Raw genomic sequence first — 17,683 nt, 5'->3', positions numbered from 1 at the left:
CTCAGAGACGGAGATAGCCGAACGCGCTCTGCCAGGTGCCACCGGCCTTGATCCGGCTGACCACCAGCCGCTGCAGCGAGGTGTCCTGCGGCAGCTCGTCCAGAGTGTCGGTGCCGTGGTGGCGGAAGGTGAAGAAGATCGCGCTGTCCTGGGCCTCTGTCGGTTTGCCGTACGGCGTGAACCGGCGGCCGAACCGGACCATGTTCGAGTCCGGCGCCAGGTTGTCCAGCAGGTACGGATCGATCAGCCACGACCACAGGATCGCCGTCTTCACCGGGTACTGCGGGAAGTACCGCGGGAAGAACTCACGCGCCTGCGCGAAGCTGTCGTCGACCGCCTCCGGTGTCAGCGGACCCCACTCCGGGATGTGCACGTTGAGCACCCACTCACCGGGCTCGGTGCCCGGCACCGGGTTGTCCGCCGGGACCTGGTACAGCTGGAACTGCAGCCGCCCGAGCGCGTAGATCTGCCCGGCCCAGTGGATCCGCAGCCACCAGTGCGTCTCCATGCCGTAGCTGCCGAAGGTCCGGCGATGGACCTTGAGCTGCTGACCGAGATCCGAGAGGGTCGCCCAGCTGATCTCGTCGCTGATCCCCAGCTCGGAGTGGAAGCGCCGGATGTCCGGCACCGTCTGGAGCAACGCCTGGACCGAGTTCCGCGGATCCTCGGGCATCTGCAGCTCCGGCTCGTCCTCGAACCTGCCGATCGCGGTGCGCAGTTGCCGGGCCAATGTGTCGACCGCCTCGCGGTCCGGAACGAACGCTTCGGTGGCCTCGCGGTCCTCGTCGCTGAATCCGAGCAGGCGGTACTCGTCGACTGTCGTCACTCGGCAACCGTATCCGATTCCGATGGAGCCAGAGACTTACGATCTAACCCGTGGTCACCTATCAGCGGTTCGCACCGCCGGACGACCTGCGCGATCTGGTCGAGCATGTCTGGCTGGTCGAGTCACCGCCGCTGGCCTCGCTGCGTCAGGACATCCTGATCCCGAACGGCCGTCCCGGCCTCGCGATCGCCCTCGCCGAACCAGGGACCCGGCACGACCCGCTCACGCTCACCGAGTGGCCCAACACCGCGTCGGTGTTCGGGATCATGACCCGCCCGCAGGTGATCGGCCAGACCGGTACGTCGAGCTATGCCGGGGTGGAGTTCAAGCCGTGGGGGATGGCTGCGCTCGGCCGTGACGACCGGCTCGTGGACGGCGTACTGCCGTTCTCCGACTGGGTCGGCGACAGTACGACGGCTGCTTTGGTCGAGGAGCTGCGTGGAGAGCCGTTCGGCCCGTCCCGCGCGGACCGGCTGGCTGCTTTTCTGAAGCCCCGGTTGACCGAGGTGCCTTCGCTGCCGCTGGTTGAGCACGCGGTCGGCGTGATCGACGAGGCTCATGGCCGGACTACAGTCGCCGACGTCGCCGCTGCCACTGGTAGGTCGTACAGCACGCTCTATCGGGTGTTCACGCGCAGCCTCGGGATCGGGCCGAAGCAGTACGCCGAGATCATCCGGTACTACCACTTCGCCGGCGGGTTGATCGGAGGAGACGCGGCCGCGACGCTCTCGGCGCTGCACGGGTATTACGACCAGGCGCACGCGGCTCGCGACTTCAAGCGGTACACGGGCGTCAGCGCGAGCGCGTTCCGCGCGGTGCAGAACGGGATCGCCGCGCTGATGCATGGAAGATCCGTCCAAGACGGCGCGCGGCCCGGCGGGTGAGGATCGGATCCGAACCGACCGGAAAGGATCCGCCATGGGACGCATCGTCCACGTCGAACTCGTCGCCACCGACCACGACCGGGCCGCCGAGTTCTACACCAAGGTGTTCGGCTGGCAGGTGACGCCGGCGCCGGTGCCTGAGGGCTATCTGCTCGCGCAGACCGGCGCGGGGGAGGGGATCGACGGCGCGATCATGAGCAGCCGCTACCAGCAGCAGCCCACGATCGCGTGGATCGAGGTCGACGACCTCGAGGCGACGCTGGACGCCGCCCGCGGTGCGGGCGGCAGCCCGGAAGGCGAGATTCAGGAACTGCCCGGTGTCGGCCGGCTCTGCTACCTCCGCGACGCGGAGGGAGTCCTGGTCGGCCTGCGTCAGCGTTCTTCCGCCAGCCCCAGGTAGAGGATGTTCGGGTCGGACGGGTTGAAGGCCACCGACGGGATGCCGTCGTTGCGGTTGTGCTGTTTGGACAGCTCGCCGGTGGACGGGTGGAAGCGGTACAGGTCGGCGCCGAAGCCGGCGAACGACGTGCCGTAGCTGAAGTAGAGCAGATCCGGGTCGGCCGGGCTGCCCCACATCCGGTTGCCGTTGATCAGCGTCGCCCGACTCTGGTCCAGCACCTCGCGGAACTTCAGCCCGCCGTCCGACGACTCCCAGATGAACCGCGTTGCACGGTCCCGGTCGTACCCCTCGACCCAGACCTTCGACGGGTCGGCCGGCGACATCGCCAGACTGAACGCGTTCACGCGCTCCACCGGCCGCGATCGGGTCCAGCCGAGGCCGCCGTCGAACGTGACGTAGACGCCGTCCGACATCACACCGACGACGACGTGGTCAGGGTTCCGCGGATCGATCACCGCGTCATACGCGAAGAGATTCCGCGCCGGCAGTACGCCGGTCCGCGCCCAGGTGACGCCGTCGTCGTACGAGTCGTAGAGCTGGCCGTCGCCCGCGACGACGCGCAGTCGGCCGGGCTCGGAGGACAACGCGGCCAGTCCGTCGCCGTTCACCGGTCCCTGGACCGTGGTGACCGTGCCGCCTTTCACCCGGTGGATCGGCTGGTCGTTCACGCTGTAGATGTACGCCGTGTCGCCCGGTCCCGGCTGGACGTCGTACGTACTGAGATCGCCGGGTGTCTTGTCGAGTAGTTGCCAGCTGCAACCAGCGTCGCTGGACCGTTGGATGAGGTGCTGGCCGATGGTGATCAGGGTGTTCGGTTCCTGCAGCGCGGCGACCTTCGCGTACGTGACCGGGCGTAGTTTGCCCGTCGTCGGCGCGAGCACCTCGCCGTCGGATTCGGTGATCGTCACCGACCCGTCGCCGTACACGGTGTCGCAGTGTGGGCGGTTCCAGGACCACCCCGGCGTGGTGAAGGAGGCGTCGGCGGGCAGGGCCGATCCGAGGGAGGTCAGGAGGAGGGCGGCGGTTCCGAGGGCGAGGCGGCGTGAGGTCATGCCCTCATGTGTAAGTGCCTGCTGCGGTGGTGAGCCAGGGGTCCTGCTGACCGAGAACCGCCATGACGTAAAGCGGTCAGCCCGCCGCGGTGTCGATGTGCCGGGCCAGCACCAGGTCGTCCTCGGTGATGCCGCCGGCCTCGTGGCTGCTGACCCGGAAGGTGACCGTGGTGTAGCGGATGTCGATGTCCGGGTGGTGGTTCATCGACTCGGCCAGCTGCGCGACCGTCGCGACCAGCCGGATGCCGTCCAGGAACGCTTCCTTCGTCACGCTGCGGACCAGTTCGCTGTCCACGACCTTCCACTGCGGCAGGTGGTCGCGGATCGCAAGGTCGATCTGGTCATCGGTCAGCAGCTCAGCCATGCCGTCACTCTAGTCCTCTCAGCACGCTCCGCCGCAGGGCACTAGGTGCGGACGCGGGTGGCGGTGGAGAAGGCGAGGAGGGCGAGGACCGCGCCGGCGGTGATGATGGCGCCGAAGATCCAGGGTTGCGGATCGGAGGAGTTCAGAGCGAGCAGGGTGCCGCTGACGGCCAGGCCGGCCGCGATGCTCATCGTGCTCGCCATCTGGGCGGCGCTGCTGTTGCGACCCGAGTTGTTCTGATCCGACAGGTCCAGCGTGAGCACCGACAGGCTCGACGTACTCAGGCCCATCCCGATCCCGGCCGCCGTCCAGCCGATGAGGCCGATCCAGGTTGTCGCGTCGGTCCAGGCCAGCAGGGACGTGATCCCCAGCCCGACCGTCATGAACGCGAGGCCGGCCCGCAGGACGTTCACCCGCTGGATGCCATGCTCCCGACCCTGCAGCCACGACCCGAACGCCCAGCTCACCCCGGTGATCGACAGCGTCACACCGGCCTTCGACGGGCTGAAGTCGTGGAGCAGCGTGAGCAGCAGCGGCAGGTACGCGCTCACTACGGTGAACCCCGCCCCGCCGAGAGCGCGGACCGCTACCACCGCCGGGAAGCCGCGCCGTGCGACGAACGTCCCCTTCGGCATCACCCGTACGGCGGCCAGCCCGAGCACCGCCAACGCGACCAGGATCGCGACGCCGCAGATCACCGGGTGCGCCTCCAGATGGTCACCGGCCAGCGTCATCGAGAACAGTGCGACCGACGCGGCGAGCGCCCACGGAAGTGCGGCCCGCCAGGCTTCGAGTTCAGCCACGTCCTCGGTACTGCGCTCCGGCGCCGGGGTCCTGAGCGACAGCCGCATGGCCGGACCCAGCAGCATCCAGCTCGGCACCAGCAGTACGACGGCACCCAGGAAGACCCACCGCCACCCGAACTGCTCGGTCACCAGACCGGTCAGCACCGGACCGAGGACCGACGGCAGGATCCACATCGCCGCGAACAACGAGAACATCCGCGGCCGCAGTACGGCGGGCAGCGCGCGGGCGACCAGCACCATCAGCGAGACATCCAGCAGTCCCTCGGCCAGGCCACTGAGGAGCCGGCCGGCGACGACCATCGGCATCCCCGTCGCAGTACCGACGAGCAACTGCGCGACCGCGAAAGCGACCGCGCCCGCCCGCAGTGTCGGGATCGGGCCGCGCCGATCGGACCACAGCCCGGCGATCGCGAGCGAGATCAGGTAGCTCGCATTCGGGGCCGCGTTCGCCAGACCGAAGCTGCCGAGTGCGTCGAACTCCCGGACCATCGTGGGCAACGCCGTACCGACCGCGCGGTTCTCGAACGCGCCGAGGGTGACGAGTCCGATCACGCCCAGCACGAGCGGCAGGTGGCGGCCGCTGAAGAGGCGCTCACGGGTCATGGGGTCGCTGCCGGTGGAGGCGGTCGCAGTCATGATCGCAATGCTCAAGGTTCAAGTGCTCTTGAGGTCAAGCGGATTCAGGTACGACGGCCGTCCGGGAGCCGGAAGACCAGCACCAGGACGCGCAGTACGAGCACCGCGGAGATCACCAGCAGGTTGTAGCCGAACAGCTGGAACAGGCTCATCGACGCGGTCACCTTCGGTCCGCCCGGCGTACCCAGCAACAGCACCGCCATCAGGCCCGCGGTGGCGCCGAGGATCGCGAGCAGGGCCTGATGCAGCAGGCCGGTGATGTGCCGCCGGTCCCGGTCATCGGCGAACAGCCGTACGTTGAGCCCCAGCCGCCCGCTCTCCGCTGCCGCCGCGATCCGGTCGATCCGCCGCGGCAACCGGCGCAACATCGGCAGCAACGTGGCGAGTTCCTCGGTCGCCGTACGACGCAACGCCTCGGGCGCAAGGCGATCGGTGACATGGGCGGCGGCGAACTGACGGGACGCGGCGACCAGGTCGAAGCCGGGGGAGATCCGCGAGATGGTGCCCTCGATCGTCGCCAGCGCCCGGAACACCGCGGCCACCTCCGGCGGCACACCGAGTTCGTGCGTGGTGATGATCGCGAACAGGTCGTTGAACATGGCAGGCCCGAGCGATACCCCGGCAGCGAGGTGGCGGGTCATGAACTGGCCGACGGCGCGCTCCAGGCTGCGCTCGTCGATCACGTCCGGGCGGTAGACGATCTCCAGCAGTGCGTCGGTCGCGGCGACCGGGTCACCGTGGTCGATCGCGAGCAGGAAGCGCTGCAGCGCCTCGCGGGTGGCCGGATCCAGCCGGCCGACCGAGCCGAGGTCGAGCATGCCGATCCGGCCGTCGGTCAGGAGCAGGAAGTTGCCCGGGTGCGGGTCGGCGTGGAAGACCCCGTCGATCGCGACCTGGCCGAGCAGGCAGTCGAACAGCACCCGGCCCAGCCGGGCCGCGTCCAGGCCGCGCTCGGCGATCGCCGGCGCGGCGCCGCCCAGACCGATGCCGTCCAGCCGCTGCATGGTCAGGACCCGATGGGTCGACTGCTGCGGGTACAACTCGGGCACGACCAGTTCGTTGGTGGAGGCAACTGATTGGCCGGCCGCGACCGCGGTCATGTTGCCGGCCTCGACGGTGAAGTCGAGCTCCTCGCGCATCGCCTGGGCGAACCCGTCGGCGAGGGCGCGGACGCCCATCGACCGGCCCCAGTCGGTGTTCCGCTCGAGCAACCGGGCGAGCCGGCGGACGATGTCGAGGTCCCGCTCGACGATCGAGGTGATGCCGGGGCGCTGGACCTTCACGACCACCCGAGGACCGTCGGGCGTGCGCAGCCGGGCGGTGTGAACCTGGGCGACCGAGGCGGCCGCCAGTGGTTCGGTGTCGAAGTCGGCGTACACCTGGTGGGGTGGGGCGCCGAGCTCTTCGGTGATGACCTGCTCGATCTGTGGCCAGGGCGTGGGGGAGGCCTGGTCCTGCAGGCGACTCAGCTCGGTGGCGACCGAGGGCGGGATGACGTCGCTGCGGGTGGACAGCACCTGGCCGAGCTTGACGAAGGTGACGCCGGCCTCGTCCAGGGCGAGCCGGAGCGATCGGGCCAGCTCGGCCTGGCCGGCGGCGTTCTCCCGGCCGGGGCGGCGCCGGCCACGCAGGTACGGCCCGAGGCCGTGCCGGATCGCGATCCGGAGGATCTGCAGGTAGCGGCGGGTGCGGGCGACCCGGCCGGTCAGATCACGCCGCAGATCCCGGGCCCGGGGCAACGACCCGGTCGGCACCAAGGCCTCGGACAAGACCAGGAAGACCAGCCCGGCCAGCATCGAACACACCGCGGTCAGGGCCAGGAACGCCAGTGCGACGCCGTTCGAGCCCTCGAACGGCGTCGCACCGACCAGGGCGTTGGCGATCGGACTGAACACCGTCAGCGTGAGCGCGGCGCCCAGCGCCATCCGGATCAGGCCGAAGCGCACCCCGAGCAGGCGCTGCGCGACCGGCACGAAGATGACCATGAAGATGGCGAGGCTGAACAACCCCGCGACCACGACATCCATGTGCGGAACCCTAGGTGTTCAGGGGCTCGGCGGAACTCACCCACGCGAGGGACTAGCCCCTGGACGAGTCCCTGACCATCAGTTCCGGTGCGAAGCTGATCTCGCGGTGCGGGCTCGCCGGGTCGTCGGCGCGCTCGAACAGGAGCTTGGCGGCCGACGTCCCGATCTCGTACGCCGGTTGCCGTACGGTCGTCAGCGGTACGACGGCCAGTTGCGCGTCGCTGATGTCGTCGTACCCGACGATCGCGATGTCGCCGGGGACCGACCAGCCGCGGCGGATCAGTGTGTTGACGATCGCGATCGCGATCAGGTCGTTGCCGCACAGGACGGCCGTCGGCCGCGGCCGCATCGCCATGATCTCGTCGGCCAGCTCGCTGCGCTCGCGTACGCTCCGGCCGGTCGCGTCGACGCGGTGCAGCAGGGCGTGGTCCTCGCCGCGTTCGTCGAGGGCGGCGAGCGCGCCTTGGTAGCGCGCCTGCACGACGAGCTCACCACCCGGCCCACCGGCGTACAGGACCTGCCGGTGCCCGAGGTCCAGCACGTGCCGCATCGCGAGCTTGCCGCCGAGGTGGTGGTCGAAGGTGACCCGCGACGTACTCAGCGCCATCTCCTCACCGCCGACCACCACGATCGGTGTCCCGACCGCCTCGAGGTCGCCGAGGTCCGGCGGCATCGAGGCGGTGGCGGAGATGACCAGGCCGCCGACCCGCATCTCCGCCAGCCGGCGGATGTACAGCGACTGCCGCTCCGGGTCGCCGGCGGTGTCGCAGTAGACGAGTACGTCGCCGCGGCCGCGGGCCGCGTCCTCGACGCCGCGCGCGATCTCGGTGAAGAACGGGTTGCCCGCGTCCGGGACCAGCAGGCCGACCGTGTGCGTGCGGTTGCCGCGCAGGGTACGGACCGCGCGGTTCGGGACGTACCGGGTCACCTCGATCGCCCGCTCGATCCGGGTCCTGGTGTCCGGGGAGACCGTCCTGGTGCCGTTGAGATAGTTCGACACCGTTCCGAGCGAGACGCCGGCGAGCGCCGCCACGTCCTTGATCGTCACGCTTCTCGCCACTACCACCCCGAACGTCGGCCGGCCCGGAAACAGCCCATCCTAGCTACCGAACACGTCCCGGATCATCTCGAGGAACGCATAGCGGTGGTGGGTGTCGGGCAGCAGTGCCGACCCTTCGGTCCACTCGTTCCAGGCGTTGATGGTGACGATCGGTGCCGGCGGCCGGTGCCGCTCCAGGAAGTCCTTCGCCGCCAGCAGCCCTTCCCGGAAGTCCTCGGGAGTCGAGTCCCACACCGGCGTCCACGGATATCCGCCGCGATCGAAGGGCGCCGCCTGATCGGTGCGTGGCGACGCGTCCCACCCGACGGTCACGTTCGGGTAGAACGGTACGTCGAGTTCCGCGGCGAACTTCTCGTACTCCGCGAAGGCCGCCTCCCGCATCGGTCCGATGTCTGCCACCGGGAAGTCGAAGTCGCGTGCGTCGGCGTGATGCACCCAGACGTACGACGTCGCGGAGGCGAAGCCCAGCTCGCGGACCAGCCGCCGCGGGTCGTCCACGGTGATGGCCTCCGGCAGGACGGCGATCCCCCAGACGACAGCGTCGAAGTGCACCCCCGGATGACCGGCACGCCTGGCCTCCTGGTCGAACCACCGCAACGCGTCGACGGCCGCTTCCACCCCGCCGAGGCCGCAGATCAGATTGCCGAGCTCGTAGATGGAGAACCACGGCTTGCCCGCGACGGTCAGGTAGTTCGGCCGCGAGAAGTAGTTGTCGATGACGTGCCGGCCGAACTTCTCGAACGCCGCCCGGTCGATCGCGCCCTGCTTGAGCTTGCGCGGCGTGCCCTGCGCGGGATCGCCGTGCGGGAAGATGTCGAGCAATTCGTGGTTGGCCCACATCAGTGCGAACTGCACGTCGTCGCTGTTCGCCGCGGACAGCAGCCCCTCGTCCAGCGCCGCCTGCAGGTAAGGCCCGTCGTCGTACCAGTAGTAGTCGACCAGGAAGCCGTCGACGCCGTACTGCTTGGCGAGGCCGATCTGCGCCTCGGCCGTTGCGGGCGTGGCCTCGTCTGCGTACCCCTGGAGCGGGATCCGTGGCTGGCGGTGGCCCTCGAACCGCGGTGTCGCGGCGCGGAGCAGCTCCCACTCGTCCCAGTCCGCGCCGAACCAGCGGGCATTGCGGCGGTCGTGGTGCCACCCGGGGAAGTAGTAGGCGAGGACCTTCGGCCGTTCCATCGATCACGCTCCTGTATTTGAAATATTTCAACATCGAGCCTAGATCGATGCTCCGAAGGCTGTCCAGAATCGGTGTCCGGGATCGGACAGCCCTGGTGGCGAGGCCTTGACGACCATCGGACCCGTCCTTACGCTCCGGTGTTGAAACATTTCAACAGTCATCCTCCAGATCCAAGGAGAGCCCATGCGCCCGCGACGTTCCCTGCTGGCCCTCGGCGCCCTCGCCGCGACCCTCGTCGTGACCGCCTGCTCGGCGGGCGACCAGCCGGACGGGTCCTCGGACGCCGCCGGTACGACGGCGTCCACGGCGACCCACACCGCGGCGGAGATCGCGGCAGCCACCGGGACCTACAAGGTCCAGCCGCTGTTCGCCGTGCCGAAGACGCTGCCGAAGAAGTACCGGCTCGCCTTCCTCAACCCCGGCCTCAGCTACCCGTACTTCGCCACCTGGTCGGACGGGATGAAGGCCGCGGCCAAGTACTACGGGGTCGAGCTCGACCAGGCCGATCTGAACTTCAAGTACGACACCCAGCTCGACCAGTACAAGCAGTTGGCCGTGAAGATGCCGGACGTCGTCGGCTCGCAGCCGATGAACGACGCCACCTACAACCAGGCCCGCCAGGACAAGGTGAAGCTGGTCCTGATCGACGGGTCGTTCAAGGACCTGCCGCACTTCGGCGTCGACGACCAGCAGGTCGGCACGCTGGCCGTCGACACGATGACGGCGGCCGCGAAGGCCAAGATGGCCGGCGCATGGAAGGGGAAGAAGGTCCTGGTCGCCGGGCTCACGTCGGCGAACTGCGGACCGTGCGACGCCCGGGTGAAGGCCGCGTTCGCGCGCGCCGAGTCCGCGTTGGGCATCCCGGCCGCGAACACCAAGATGCTCACCCCACAGGGCCAGGACCCGACGACTTCGGCCGGGTCGACCTTCAACGACTTCCTCACGGCGCACCCGAACGACGCCGTCCTGGTCGTCTCCTACGGCGACGAGCCGGTGATCGGCGCGGTCAACGCGGCCAAGGCGGCCAACCGCGACGGCGACATCCTTGCCGTCAGCAACGGTGGCGACAGTGCGGCCCGGCTGGCGTTGCGCGATCGCAGCAACGCGGGCATCCTGGTCGCCGCGATCGACTACCAGCCGTACGCCGAGGGCTGGAACTGGGTCGAGGCCGCGATCGCGACCGCGATGGGCAAGCCGTTCGGGGAGTTCAGGGTCGACCGCGTGCTGACCGCCGCGACCGTCGACCAGTTCTACCCCGAAGACAGCAAGCGATGACCGACGTCCTGGGGGTCTTGGATCCGCGCCGCCTGCTCCGGCCGGCGCCCGCACCCGAGCCCGGCCGGGCCGGTCGGCGCCGGCTCTCCGACCGGTTCCTCGACCTCGGCATCTACGTTGCTCTGATCGTCCTCGTCGTCTACTTCTCGCAGGCCTCGCCGTACTTCCTGACCCAGCGCAACCTGCTCAACGTGGGCGCAGCGGTGGCGGTCACCGGGGTGCTGGCGGCGGGGATGACGATCGCCCTGATTGCCGGGCAGCTCGACCTCACTGTCGGTGCGAACATCGCGCTGACCAGCGTCATCGTGTCACTGGCGATCGAGAGCCTGGGCTGGAGTACGCCGGCAGCCGTCCTGCTCGGGCTGGCCGTCGGAGTGGGGATCGGGCTGGCGAACAGCGTGCTTGTCGTCGGCGTCGGCATCAACTCGATCATTGCGACACTGGCGATGGGGATTGTGCTGCGCGGAGTCGCCCTGATCAGCACCGGCGGTCAGACCAAGCCACTGACCAACCTGGCCCTGCCCGACGCCCTGCAGTTGCGACCGCTCGGTGTGCCCACGACGGTGTGGATCCTGGTGGCGGTGTTCGTGGTCAGCTGGGTGATGCTGACGTTCACGCCGGTGGGCTGGCACATCTACGGTGTCGGAGGCAACCCGAGCGCCGCGCTGCGCGCCGGCATCCGGACCAAGTGGTTGTACGCCGGGGTGTTCGTCACCACCGGCGTACTCGCGGCCGTCGGCGGCATCGTCACCACCGGGACGTCGAGCAGTGGTGGTCCGAACTACGCGAACGGCGCGGAGTTCGACGTACTCACGGCAGTCCTGCTCGGTGGCATCGGACTGGCCGGTGGATCCGGCCGGATCCAGCGCACTCTCGCCGGCGTCCTGGTGATCGGCGTACTCAACAACGGGCTGACGTTGCTGTCGGTCAGCTCGTACTACCAGCAGCTCGCCAGGGGAGCGGTCTTCGTACTCGCTGTCGTCCTGGGTGCGATCGGCGAACGGCGGAGGGCCCGATGACCTCGACCGCACCAGTGTTGACCGCCGACGGTGTCGGCAAGCTGTTCGGCCATGTCCGGGCACTGCAGGACGTGTCGTTCGACCTGCACGCCGGGGAAGTGCTCGCGGTGGTGGGCGACAACGGCGCCGGCAAGAGCACGTTGATCAAGATCCTCTCCGGCGTCTACGACCTGACCGAGGGACAGCTGCAGGTTCGCGACCAGCCGGTGGCGTTCGGCAAGCCTGCGGATGCGGCAGCGGCCGGAATCGCGACCGTCTACCAGGATCTCGCCCTGGTCGACACCCGGGACGTGGCCCAGAACCTGTTCCTGGGCAGGGAGTTCCGCCGCGGACCGTTCGTCGACCGGCGGCGGATCTACCGGGAGGCGGAGCGGATCCTCGCCGGGCTGACGATTCAGCTCCCGTCCGTCCGGGTGCCGGTCTACCTGCTGTCCGGCGGGCAGCGGCAGGCCGTCGCGATCGCCCGCGTCCTGACCGGTGGCGCCGACATCGTGATCATGGACGAGCCGACTGCCGCGCTCGGTGTCCAGGAGTCCGAGCGGGTCCTGCGGCTCGTCCGCGACCTGCGCGACGCGGGCAAGGCGGTCATCCTGATCAGCCACAACCTCCAGCAGGTGTGGCAGACCGCTGACCGGATTCTGGTCATGCACCTCGGCCGGGTCGCCGGCATCCGCCGCCGGGCGGACAGCACGGTCGAGGAGATCGTCAAGCTGATCGTGTACGGCGACCCCGACGACGCCTCTGTTTCCACTGAACTGGAAGGGATCTGACATGCCGTCGAAGCTCGTCCGGGTGTTGGCTCTACTCATGACCGTCTCACTGGGTGCCGTCGGGCTGGTTCCCGACGCCGCCGCCGGTCCAAGCCCGGCGGTGTACACGGTCGAGACCTGGCGCTCGGTCGAGATCGGGCTGACGGCCGAGGCGACGTACCCCGATCCGTTCGCCGACGTGCAGGTGACCGCGACGTTCCGTGGACCGCGTGGGCAGGTGATCACGCGGCCGGCGTTCTGGGACGGCGGCTCGTCCTGGAAGGTCCGCTTCGCGCCACCTGCCGTCGGGGTGTGGACGATGCGCACCTCGTCGACCGATGCCGGACTCAACGGTGTCGTTGCCTCCGTCCAAGCCGTTCCCTACCAGGGGAATCTCGAGATCTACCGGCACGGCTTCCTGAAGCCGAGTACGGACGGGCACTACCTGCAGCACGCCGACGGTACGCCGTTCTTCTACCTCGGCGACACGCACTGGATCCTGCCGCATGAGCGCTTCGACACCTCCAACGCGCCGGGCGTCGACTCACAGTTCAAGTACGTCGTGGACAAGCGCGTCGGGCAGGGTTTCACCGTCTTCCAGTCCGAGCCGATCTGGCAGCCGCACGGCGGAAGCCACACCAGGCCGGACGAACAACCCGCCGCCGATCTCACCAACGGTCTGACCAGTGACGACCTGGCGGGATTCGCGGAGATGGACAAGAAGTTCGCCTACATCGCCGACGCCGGGCTCGTGCATGCGAACGCGATGATCGCCTGGGCCGCCCAGCCGCACGACAACCCTGGCGTGATGACTCCGGACTACATGGCCGCGCTCGCGCGCTACTGGGACGCGCGGTACGGCGCGTACCCGGTGATCTGGACCGTGGCGCAGGAGATCGACAACGACTTCTACGGCGTGTACGCCGGTGACGCGATGGCGCCGTGGGCGGCCGCGATCAAGGCCCTCGACGCCGCCGACGCGTACGACCAGCCGCTGATGCCGCACCAGGAGAACACCGACCAGACCAGCGTCACGAACTCCCGCTTCGCGACCGAACCTTGGCATGACGGCTTTGCCGCGCAGTTGCAGTACAGCGACGGCTGGAACCTCGGGAAGGTCGCCGAGTACTGGGCGTCCGGCAAACCGAGCCTCGCCTATGAGACGCCGTACGAGGACTTCTGGACCGACAGCAGGCATGCGCTGAGTGCGCTGTACAAGGCTTACCTGCTGGGACTTCGGGGCTACGGGTACGGTGTCGCCGGCGTCTGGAACGATGTGTACTCCGCCCCGGGCGAGCCGATCGACGCGGGCACCGACTACGAGATGCCCGCGCGCTACCAGTGGTGGTACACGGGGGCGAATCGTCAGACCGGTGACCAGCTCACGCACGGCGTGCAGTTCTTCCGTGGCCTGGACTGGTGGAAGCTCACGCCGCACTTCGGTGACGCGACGTGGTCCGACTTCGGCTCCGGCGGCGACAATGTGCTGGCCTCCGACGGGAACAAGTCCTACGTCGCTCTCTTGACCAGCACCGGTACGGCGACCGGCACGATCCGAAGGCTCGATCCGGACCACTACTACACGGCGGAGTGGTTCAACCCACGCACCGGGCAACGGACACCCATCAGCACCAAGGTGGAAGCTGCCGGCGGCAGTTGGAGCGTCCCGGCGAGACCGACCGCGGAAGACTGGGTCCTGACCGTCAACCGCGGTGCGCCGATCGGCAGCGCACCCCGGCAGCCCGTTGCCGACCCGACCGGCGGCGCCTACCAAGGCGTGCAGCCGGTGCGGCTGTCAACGTCGACCGAGAATGCCACCATCCACTACACGACGGACGGTACGACGCCCACGCGGTCAAGTCCCGTCTACAGCGAGCCGGTGCGGATCGCCGACCCGATGGATGTGCAGCTGCGAGCCATCACCACCCGCTCAGGTCAGACGAGTACGCCGATGACGGCCACCTACCGCCAGCAGCTGCCGGACCTGACCCCGGCGGCCACGCTCCCGGCAAATGTTGCTGACCGCAACCGAAGCACCAGCTGGGAGGGTAGTTCACTCGAGGCGACGTTCCGGGGCGAGACGGCCTTGGACACGGTGATCGTCACTGGGTCGGGACAGGCGTCCTACCGGGTCGACTACTGGGACGGGCAGACCTGGCAGACGGCGGCGTCGGGTTCCGGGCAGATCGGAGGCGCTGGTGTAGGCACCGTGCTGACATTCCAGCGAATCTCCACGACGGAGGTCCGGTTCGTGGCCTCGTCCGCGGTGACAGTCACCGAGCTGGGGCTGTACCGGCACCCGTTGACCGATGCACCGGATCTCACTGCGGGCGGGAGCTACTCGGCGAGCTCCAGCTGGGCCGCCGGCCAGGTCGCGGCCAAGGCCTTCGACAACGACCCAGGCACGAACTGGCAGGCCTGCGACGGATGCTGGGCCGGGCAGTGGCTGGCGGTCGACTTCGGACGGAGTACGACGTTCAACGCGGTGGCCGTGTCGGAGTACGGCAACCGCACCACGGCGTACCGGATCGAGTACTGGGACGGTAAGGCGTGGCAGACGGCGTACTCGGGCACCGGAGGGTTCGGGCAGCAGGGGGAGACGACGACCGTGACGTTCCCCGATGTCACCGGTAGCGAGGCACGCATCCTGTACCTCAGCGGCACCGGGAACGCGCCGATCGTCTACCAGTTGTCGGTCTATCGGCAGTGACACGCGGAAGCCCCTGGAACCTGCGCGGTTCCAGGGGCTTCCCAGGGTCGATCAGGCGGGGCGGCGGCGGATCTTGTTGCCGAGCCAGACGATCGGGTCGTACTTGCGGTCGGCGACGCGCTCCTTCATCGGGATCAGCGCGTTGTCGGTGATCTTGATGTGCTCGGGGCACACCTCCGTGCAGCACTTGGTGATGTTGCAGAAGCCCAGGCCGTGCTGCTCCTGGGCCGCGTTCTGCCGATCGGCCGCGTCGAGCGGGTGCATGTCCAGCTCGGCGATCCGCATCAGGAACCGCGGACCGGAGAAGCTCTCCTTGTTCTCCTCGTGGTCGCGGATCACGTGACAGGTGTCCTGGCACAGGAAGCACTCGATGCACTTGCGGAACTCCTGCGAGCGCTCCACATCGACCTGCTGCATCCGGTAGTCGCCCGGCTTCACGTCCGCCGGCGGCTTGAAGGCCGGGATCTCCCGGGCCTTCTGGTAGTTGAACGACACGTCGGTGACGAGGTCGCGGATCACCGGGAAGGTGCGCATCGGCGTCACCGTGACGACCTCGTCCTCGGCGAACGTGTTCATCCGGCACATGCACATCAGCTTCGGCATGCCGTTGATCTCGGCGCTGCAGGAGCCGCACTTGCCGGCCTTGCAGTTCCACCGCACCGCCATGTCCGGCGTCTGGGTCGCCTGCAGCCGGTGGATGACGTCGAGGACGACCTCGCCCTCGTTCACCTCGACCTCGTAGTCCTTCAGCTCACCGCCGTCGGAGTCACCCCGCCAGACGCGGAATTTGCCCTTGTAACTCATTTGGCCGGCAGCTCCTCATCCGTCAGGTACTTCGTCAGCTCGTCGAGCTCGAACAGTTCGAGCAGGTCCTCGCGCATCGGGATCTGCTGCTCCTCGGTCACGTTCACGCCGCCGTCGGCATCGAGTGCGCAGACCAGCAGCTTCTTGCGCCACTCGGCGTTCATGCCCGGGTAGTCGTCGCGGGTGTGACCGCCGCGGGACTCCTGCCGCCGCAACGCGGCCTTGGCCACGCACTCGGACACGGTCAGCATGTTGCGCAGGTCGAGCGCCAGGTGCCAGCCGGGGTTGAACTGGCGGTGGCCCTCCACCGTCATCTTCGCGATCCGGCCGCGGAACTCGGCCAGCCGGCCGAGCGCCTGCTCCATCTCCTCTTCCTTGCGGATGATGCCGACCAGGTCGTTCATCGACTGCTGCAGTTCCTGGTGGATCGAGTACGGGTTCTCGCCGCCCTCGAGCTCGAACGGTGCCAGCGCCTCGATCGCCGCGGCGTCGATGTCCGCCTCGTCGATCTTCGGCCGCTCCTGCAGCGAGTCGACGTACACCGCCGCACCCATGCCCGCGCGCCGCCCGAAGACGAGCAGGTCGGACAGCGAGTTGCCACCCAGCCGGTTCGACCCGTGCATGCCGCCCGCAACCTCACCGGCCGCGAACAGACCGGGGATCTTCGAGGACGCGGTGTCCGGGTCGACCTCGACGCCACCCATCACGTAGTGACAGGTCGGACCGACCTCCATCGGCTCGGCGGTGATGTCGACGTCGGCCAGCTCCTTGAACTGGTGGTGCATCGACGGCAGCCGGCGAGTGATCTCCTCGGCCGGGAGCCGCGACGACACGTCCAGGAAGACACCGCCGTGCGGCGTACCGCGGCCGGCCTTGACCTCGGAGTTGATCGCCCGGGCGACCTCGTCGCGAGGCAGCAGCTCTGGTGGACGCCGGTTGTTGTCCGGGTCCTTGTACCAGCGGTCCGCCTCGTCCTCGGTCTCCGCGTACTGCGCCCGGAACACGTCGGGCACGTACTCGAACATGAACCGCTTGCCCTCGGAGTTCTTCAGTACGCCGCCGTCACCGCGCACCGACTCGGTGACCAGGATCCCCTTCACCGACGGCGGCCAGACCATGCCGGTCGGGTGGAACTGGATGAACTCCATGTTGATCAGCGTCGCGCCGGCACGCATCGCCAGGGCGTGCCCGTCACCGGTGTACTCCCAGGAGTTCGAGGTGACCTTGAAGGACTTGCCGACACCGCCGGTCGCCAGCACCACCGCGGGCGCGTCGAACAGGATGAACCGGCCGGACTCGCGCCAGTAGCCGAAGGCACCGGAGATCGCGTCCCCGTCCTTCAGCAACTCGGTGACGGTGCACTCGGCGTACACCTTGAGGTTCGCCTCGTAGTCGCCGGTGGCCTCGAAGTCCTCCTGCTGCAGCGAGACGATCTTCTGCTGCAGGGTGCGGATCAGCTCCAGACCGGTGCGGTCGCCGACGTGCGCGAGCCGCGGGTAGGTGTGGCCGCCGAAGTTGCGCTGGCTGATCCGGCCGTCCGGCGTGCGGTCGAACAGCGCGCCGTACGTCTCCAGCTCCCAGACCCGGTCGGGGGCTTCCTGCGCGTGCAGTTCAGCCATCCGCCAGTTGTTCAGGAACTTGCCGCCGCGCATCGTGTCGCGGTAGTGGACCTGCCAGTTGTCGTTGGAGTTCGCGTTGCCCATCGCCGCCGCGCAGCCGCCCTCGGCCATCACGGTGTGCGCCTTGCCGAACAGCGACTTGCACACGATCGCGGTGCGCTTGCCCTGCTCGCGGGCCTCGATCGCCGCGCGCAGGCCGGCGCCGCCGGCCCCGATCACGACGACGTCGTAGGTGTGTCGTTCCAGCTCAGTCATGAAGTCTTCAGATCCCGTGG

15 protein-coding genes are annotated in these 17,683 nt (G+C 68.6%); 6 read left to right on the top strand and 9 right to left on the bottom strand.

Features of this window, described 5'->3' with window-relative positions; translation table 11 throughout:
- Position 1: 1 nt before the first annotated feature.
- Positions 2 to 826, bottom strand: coding sequence for an acyltransferase domain-containing protein (locus ACIBG5_RS36685; RefSeq protein WP_396396278.1), 825 nt, complete (start codon positions 824 to 826; stop codon positions 2 to 4).
- Between the two features lie 50 nt (positions 827 to 876).
- Here ACIBG5_RS36685 and ACIBG5_RS36680 point away from each other — a divergent pair, with 50 nt between their 5' ends.
- Together ACIBG5_RS36680 and ACIBG5_RS36675 are read left to right on the top strand one after the other, a co-directional pair.
- On the top strand, positions 877 to 1,710 hold the full coding sequence (locus ACIBG5_RS36680; RefSeq protein ID WP_396396276.1) for a helix-turn-helix domain-containing protein: 834 nt from the start codon (positions 877 to 879) through the stop codon (positions 1,708 to 1,710).
- A 34-nt stretch (positions 1,711 to 1,744) separates the two neighbouring features.
- The gene (locus ACIBG5_RS36675) at positions 1,745 to 2,110 is read left to right on the top strand and encodes a VOC family protein (protein WP_396396275.1); all 366 of its coding nucleotides are present in this window, start codon (positions 1,745 to 1,747) and stop codon (positions 2,108 to 2,110) included.
- On the opposite strand, the gene ACIBG5_RS36670 is transcribed toward ACIBG5_RS36675, so the two are convergent.
- The 6 genes from ACIBG5_RS36670 to ACIBG5_RS36645 all read right to left on the bottom strand — a co-directional run bounded on the left by ACIBG5_RS36670 (position 2,083) and on the right by ACIBG5_RS36645 (position 9,231).
- Positions 2,083 to 3,162, bottom strand: coding sequence for a WD40/YVTN/BNR-like repeat-containing protein (locus tag ACIBG5_RS36670; protein ID WP_396396273.1), 1,080 nt, complete (start codon positions 3,160 to 3,162; stop codon positions 2,083 to 2,085). The genes ACIBG5_RS36675 and ACIBG5_RS36670 overlap by 28 nt on opposite strands.
- Positions 3,163 to 3,238: 76 nt before the next feature.
- A complete protein-coding gene (locus ACIBG5_RS36665; protein WP_396396271.1) occupies positions 3,239 to 3,526 on the bottom strand; it encodes a 4a-hydroxytetrahydrobiopterin dehydratase in 288 nt (95 codons plus the stop codon).
- A 41-nt stretch (positions 3,527 to 3,567) separates the two neighbouring features.
- The gene (locus tag ACIBG5_RS36660; protein WP_396396270.1) at positions 3,568 to 4,968 is read right to left on the bottom strand and encodes an MFS transporter; all 1,401 of its coding nucleotides are present in this window, start codon (positions 4,966 to 4,968) and stop codon (positions 3,568 to 3,570) included.
- A 44-nt stretch (positions 4,969 to 5,012) separates the two neighbouring features.
- Positions 5,013 to 6,995, bottom strand: a complete 1,983-nt coding sequence (locus ACIBG5_RS36655; RefSeq protein ID WP_396396269.1) for an ABC1 kinase family protein — start codon at positions 6,993 to 6,995, stop codon at positions 5,013 to 5,015.
- Between the two features lie 52 nt (positions 6,996 to 7,047).
- A complete protein-coding gene (locus ACIBG5_RS36650) occupies positions 7,048 to 8,043 on the bottom strand; it encodes a LacI family DNA-binding transcriptional regulator (RefSeq protein ID WP_360441519.1) in 996 nt (331 codons plus the stop codon).
- A gap of 51 nt (positions 8,044 to 8,094) precedes the next feature.
- A complete protein-coding gene (locus tag ACIBG5_RS36645) occupies positions 8,095 to 9,231 on the bottom strand; it encodes a glycoside hydrolase family 99-like domain-containing protein (protein WP_396396268.1) in 1,137 nt (378 codons plus the stop codon).
- Positions 9,232 to 9,415: 184 nt separating this feature from the next.
- Between ACIBG5_RS36645 and ACIBG5_RS36640 the strand changes: the two genes are divergently transcribed.
- The 4 genes from ACIBG5_RS36640 to ACIBG5_RS36625 are packed head-to-tail and all read left to right on the top strand — an operon-like array spanning position 9,416 to position 14,985.
- Positions 9,416 to 10,507, top strand: a complete 1,092-nt coding sequence (locus ACIBG5_RS36640; protein WP_396396266.1) for a sugar ABC transporter substrate-binding protein — start codon at positions 9,416 to 9,418, stop codon at positions 10,505 to 10,507.
- Positions 10,504 to 11,526 (top strand): ABC transporter permease, encoded by a 1,023-nt coding sequence (locus ACIBG5_RS36635; protein WP_396396264.1) that lies wholly within the window; start codon positions 10,504 to 10,506, stop codon positions 11,524 to 11,526. Before ACIBG5_RS36640 ends, ACIBG5_RS36635 begins: the two co-directional genes overlap by 4 nt.
- Entirely contained in the window at positions 11,523 to 12,296 is a 774-nt protein-coding gene (locus ACIBG5_RS36630; protein ID WP_396396262.1) for an ATP-binding cassette domain-containing protein, read from the top strand. The genes ACIBG5_RS36635 and ACIBG5_RS36630 overlap by 4 nt, the downstream gene beginning before the upstream one ends.
- A 1-nt stretch (position 12,297) precedes the next feature.
- Entirely contained in the window at positions 12,298 to 14,985 is a 2,688-nt protein-coding gene (locus ACIBG5_RS36625; RefSeq protein ID WP_396396261.1) for a DUF4038 domain-containing protein, read from the top strand.
- 51 nt (positions 14,986 to 15,036) lie between these two features.
- Here the strand turns inward: ACIBG5_RS36625 and ACIBG5_RS36620 are convergent, their stop codons facing one another.
- Both ACIBG5_RS36620 and ACIBG5_RS36615 read right to left on the bottom strand, forming a co-directional pair.
- On the bottom strand, positions 15,037 to 15,789 hold the full coding sequence (locus ACIBG5_RS36620; protein WP_396396259.1) for a succinate dehydrogenase/fumarate reductase iron-sulfur subunit: 753 nt from the start codon (positions 15,787 to 15,789) through the stop codon (positions 15,037 to 15,039).
- Complete coding sequence (locus ACIBG5_RS36615) at positions 15,786 to 17,663, bottom strand: fumarate reductase/succinate dehydrogenase flavoprotein subunit (protein ID WP_396396258.1); 1,878 nt, start codon at positions 17,661 to 17,663, stop codon at positions 15,786 to 15,788. Before ACIBG5_RS36615 ends, ACIBG5_RS36620 begins: the two co-directional genes overlap by 4 nt.
- Between the last annotated feature and the right edge of the window lie 20 nt (positions 17,664 to 17,683).

The organism is Kribbella sp. NPDC050241 (assembly GCF_044459685.1).
Lineage (GTDB): Bacteria > Actinomycetota > Actinomycetes > Propionibacteriales > Kribbellaceae > Kribbella.
Note: the sequence above shows the minus strand (reverse complement) of the source record. Positions and strands in the feature narration are given on the sequence as shown.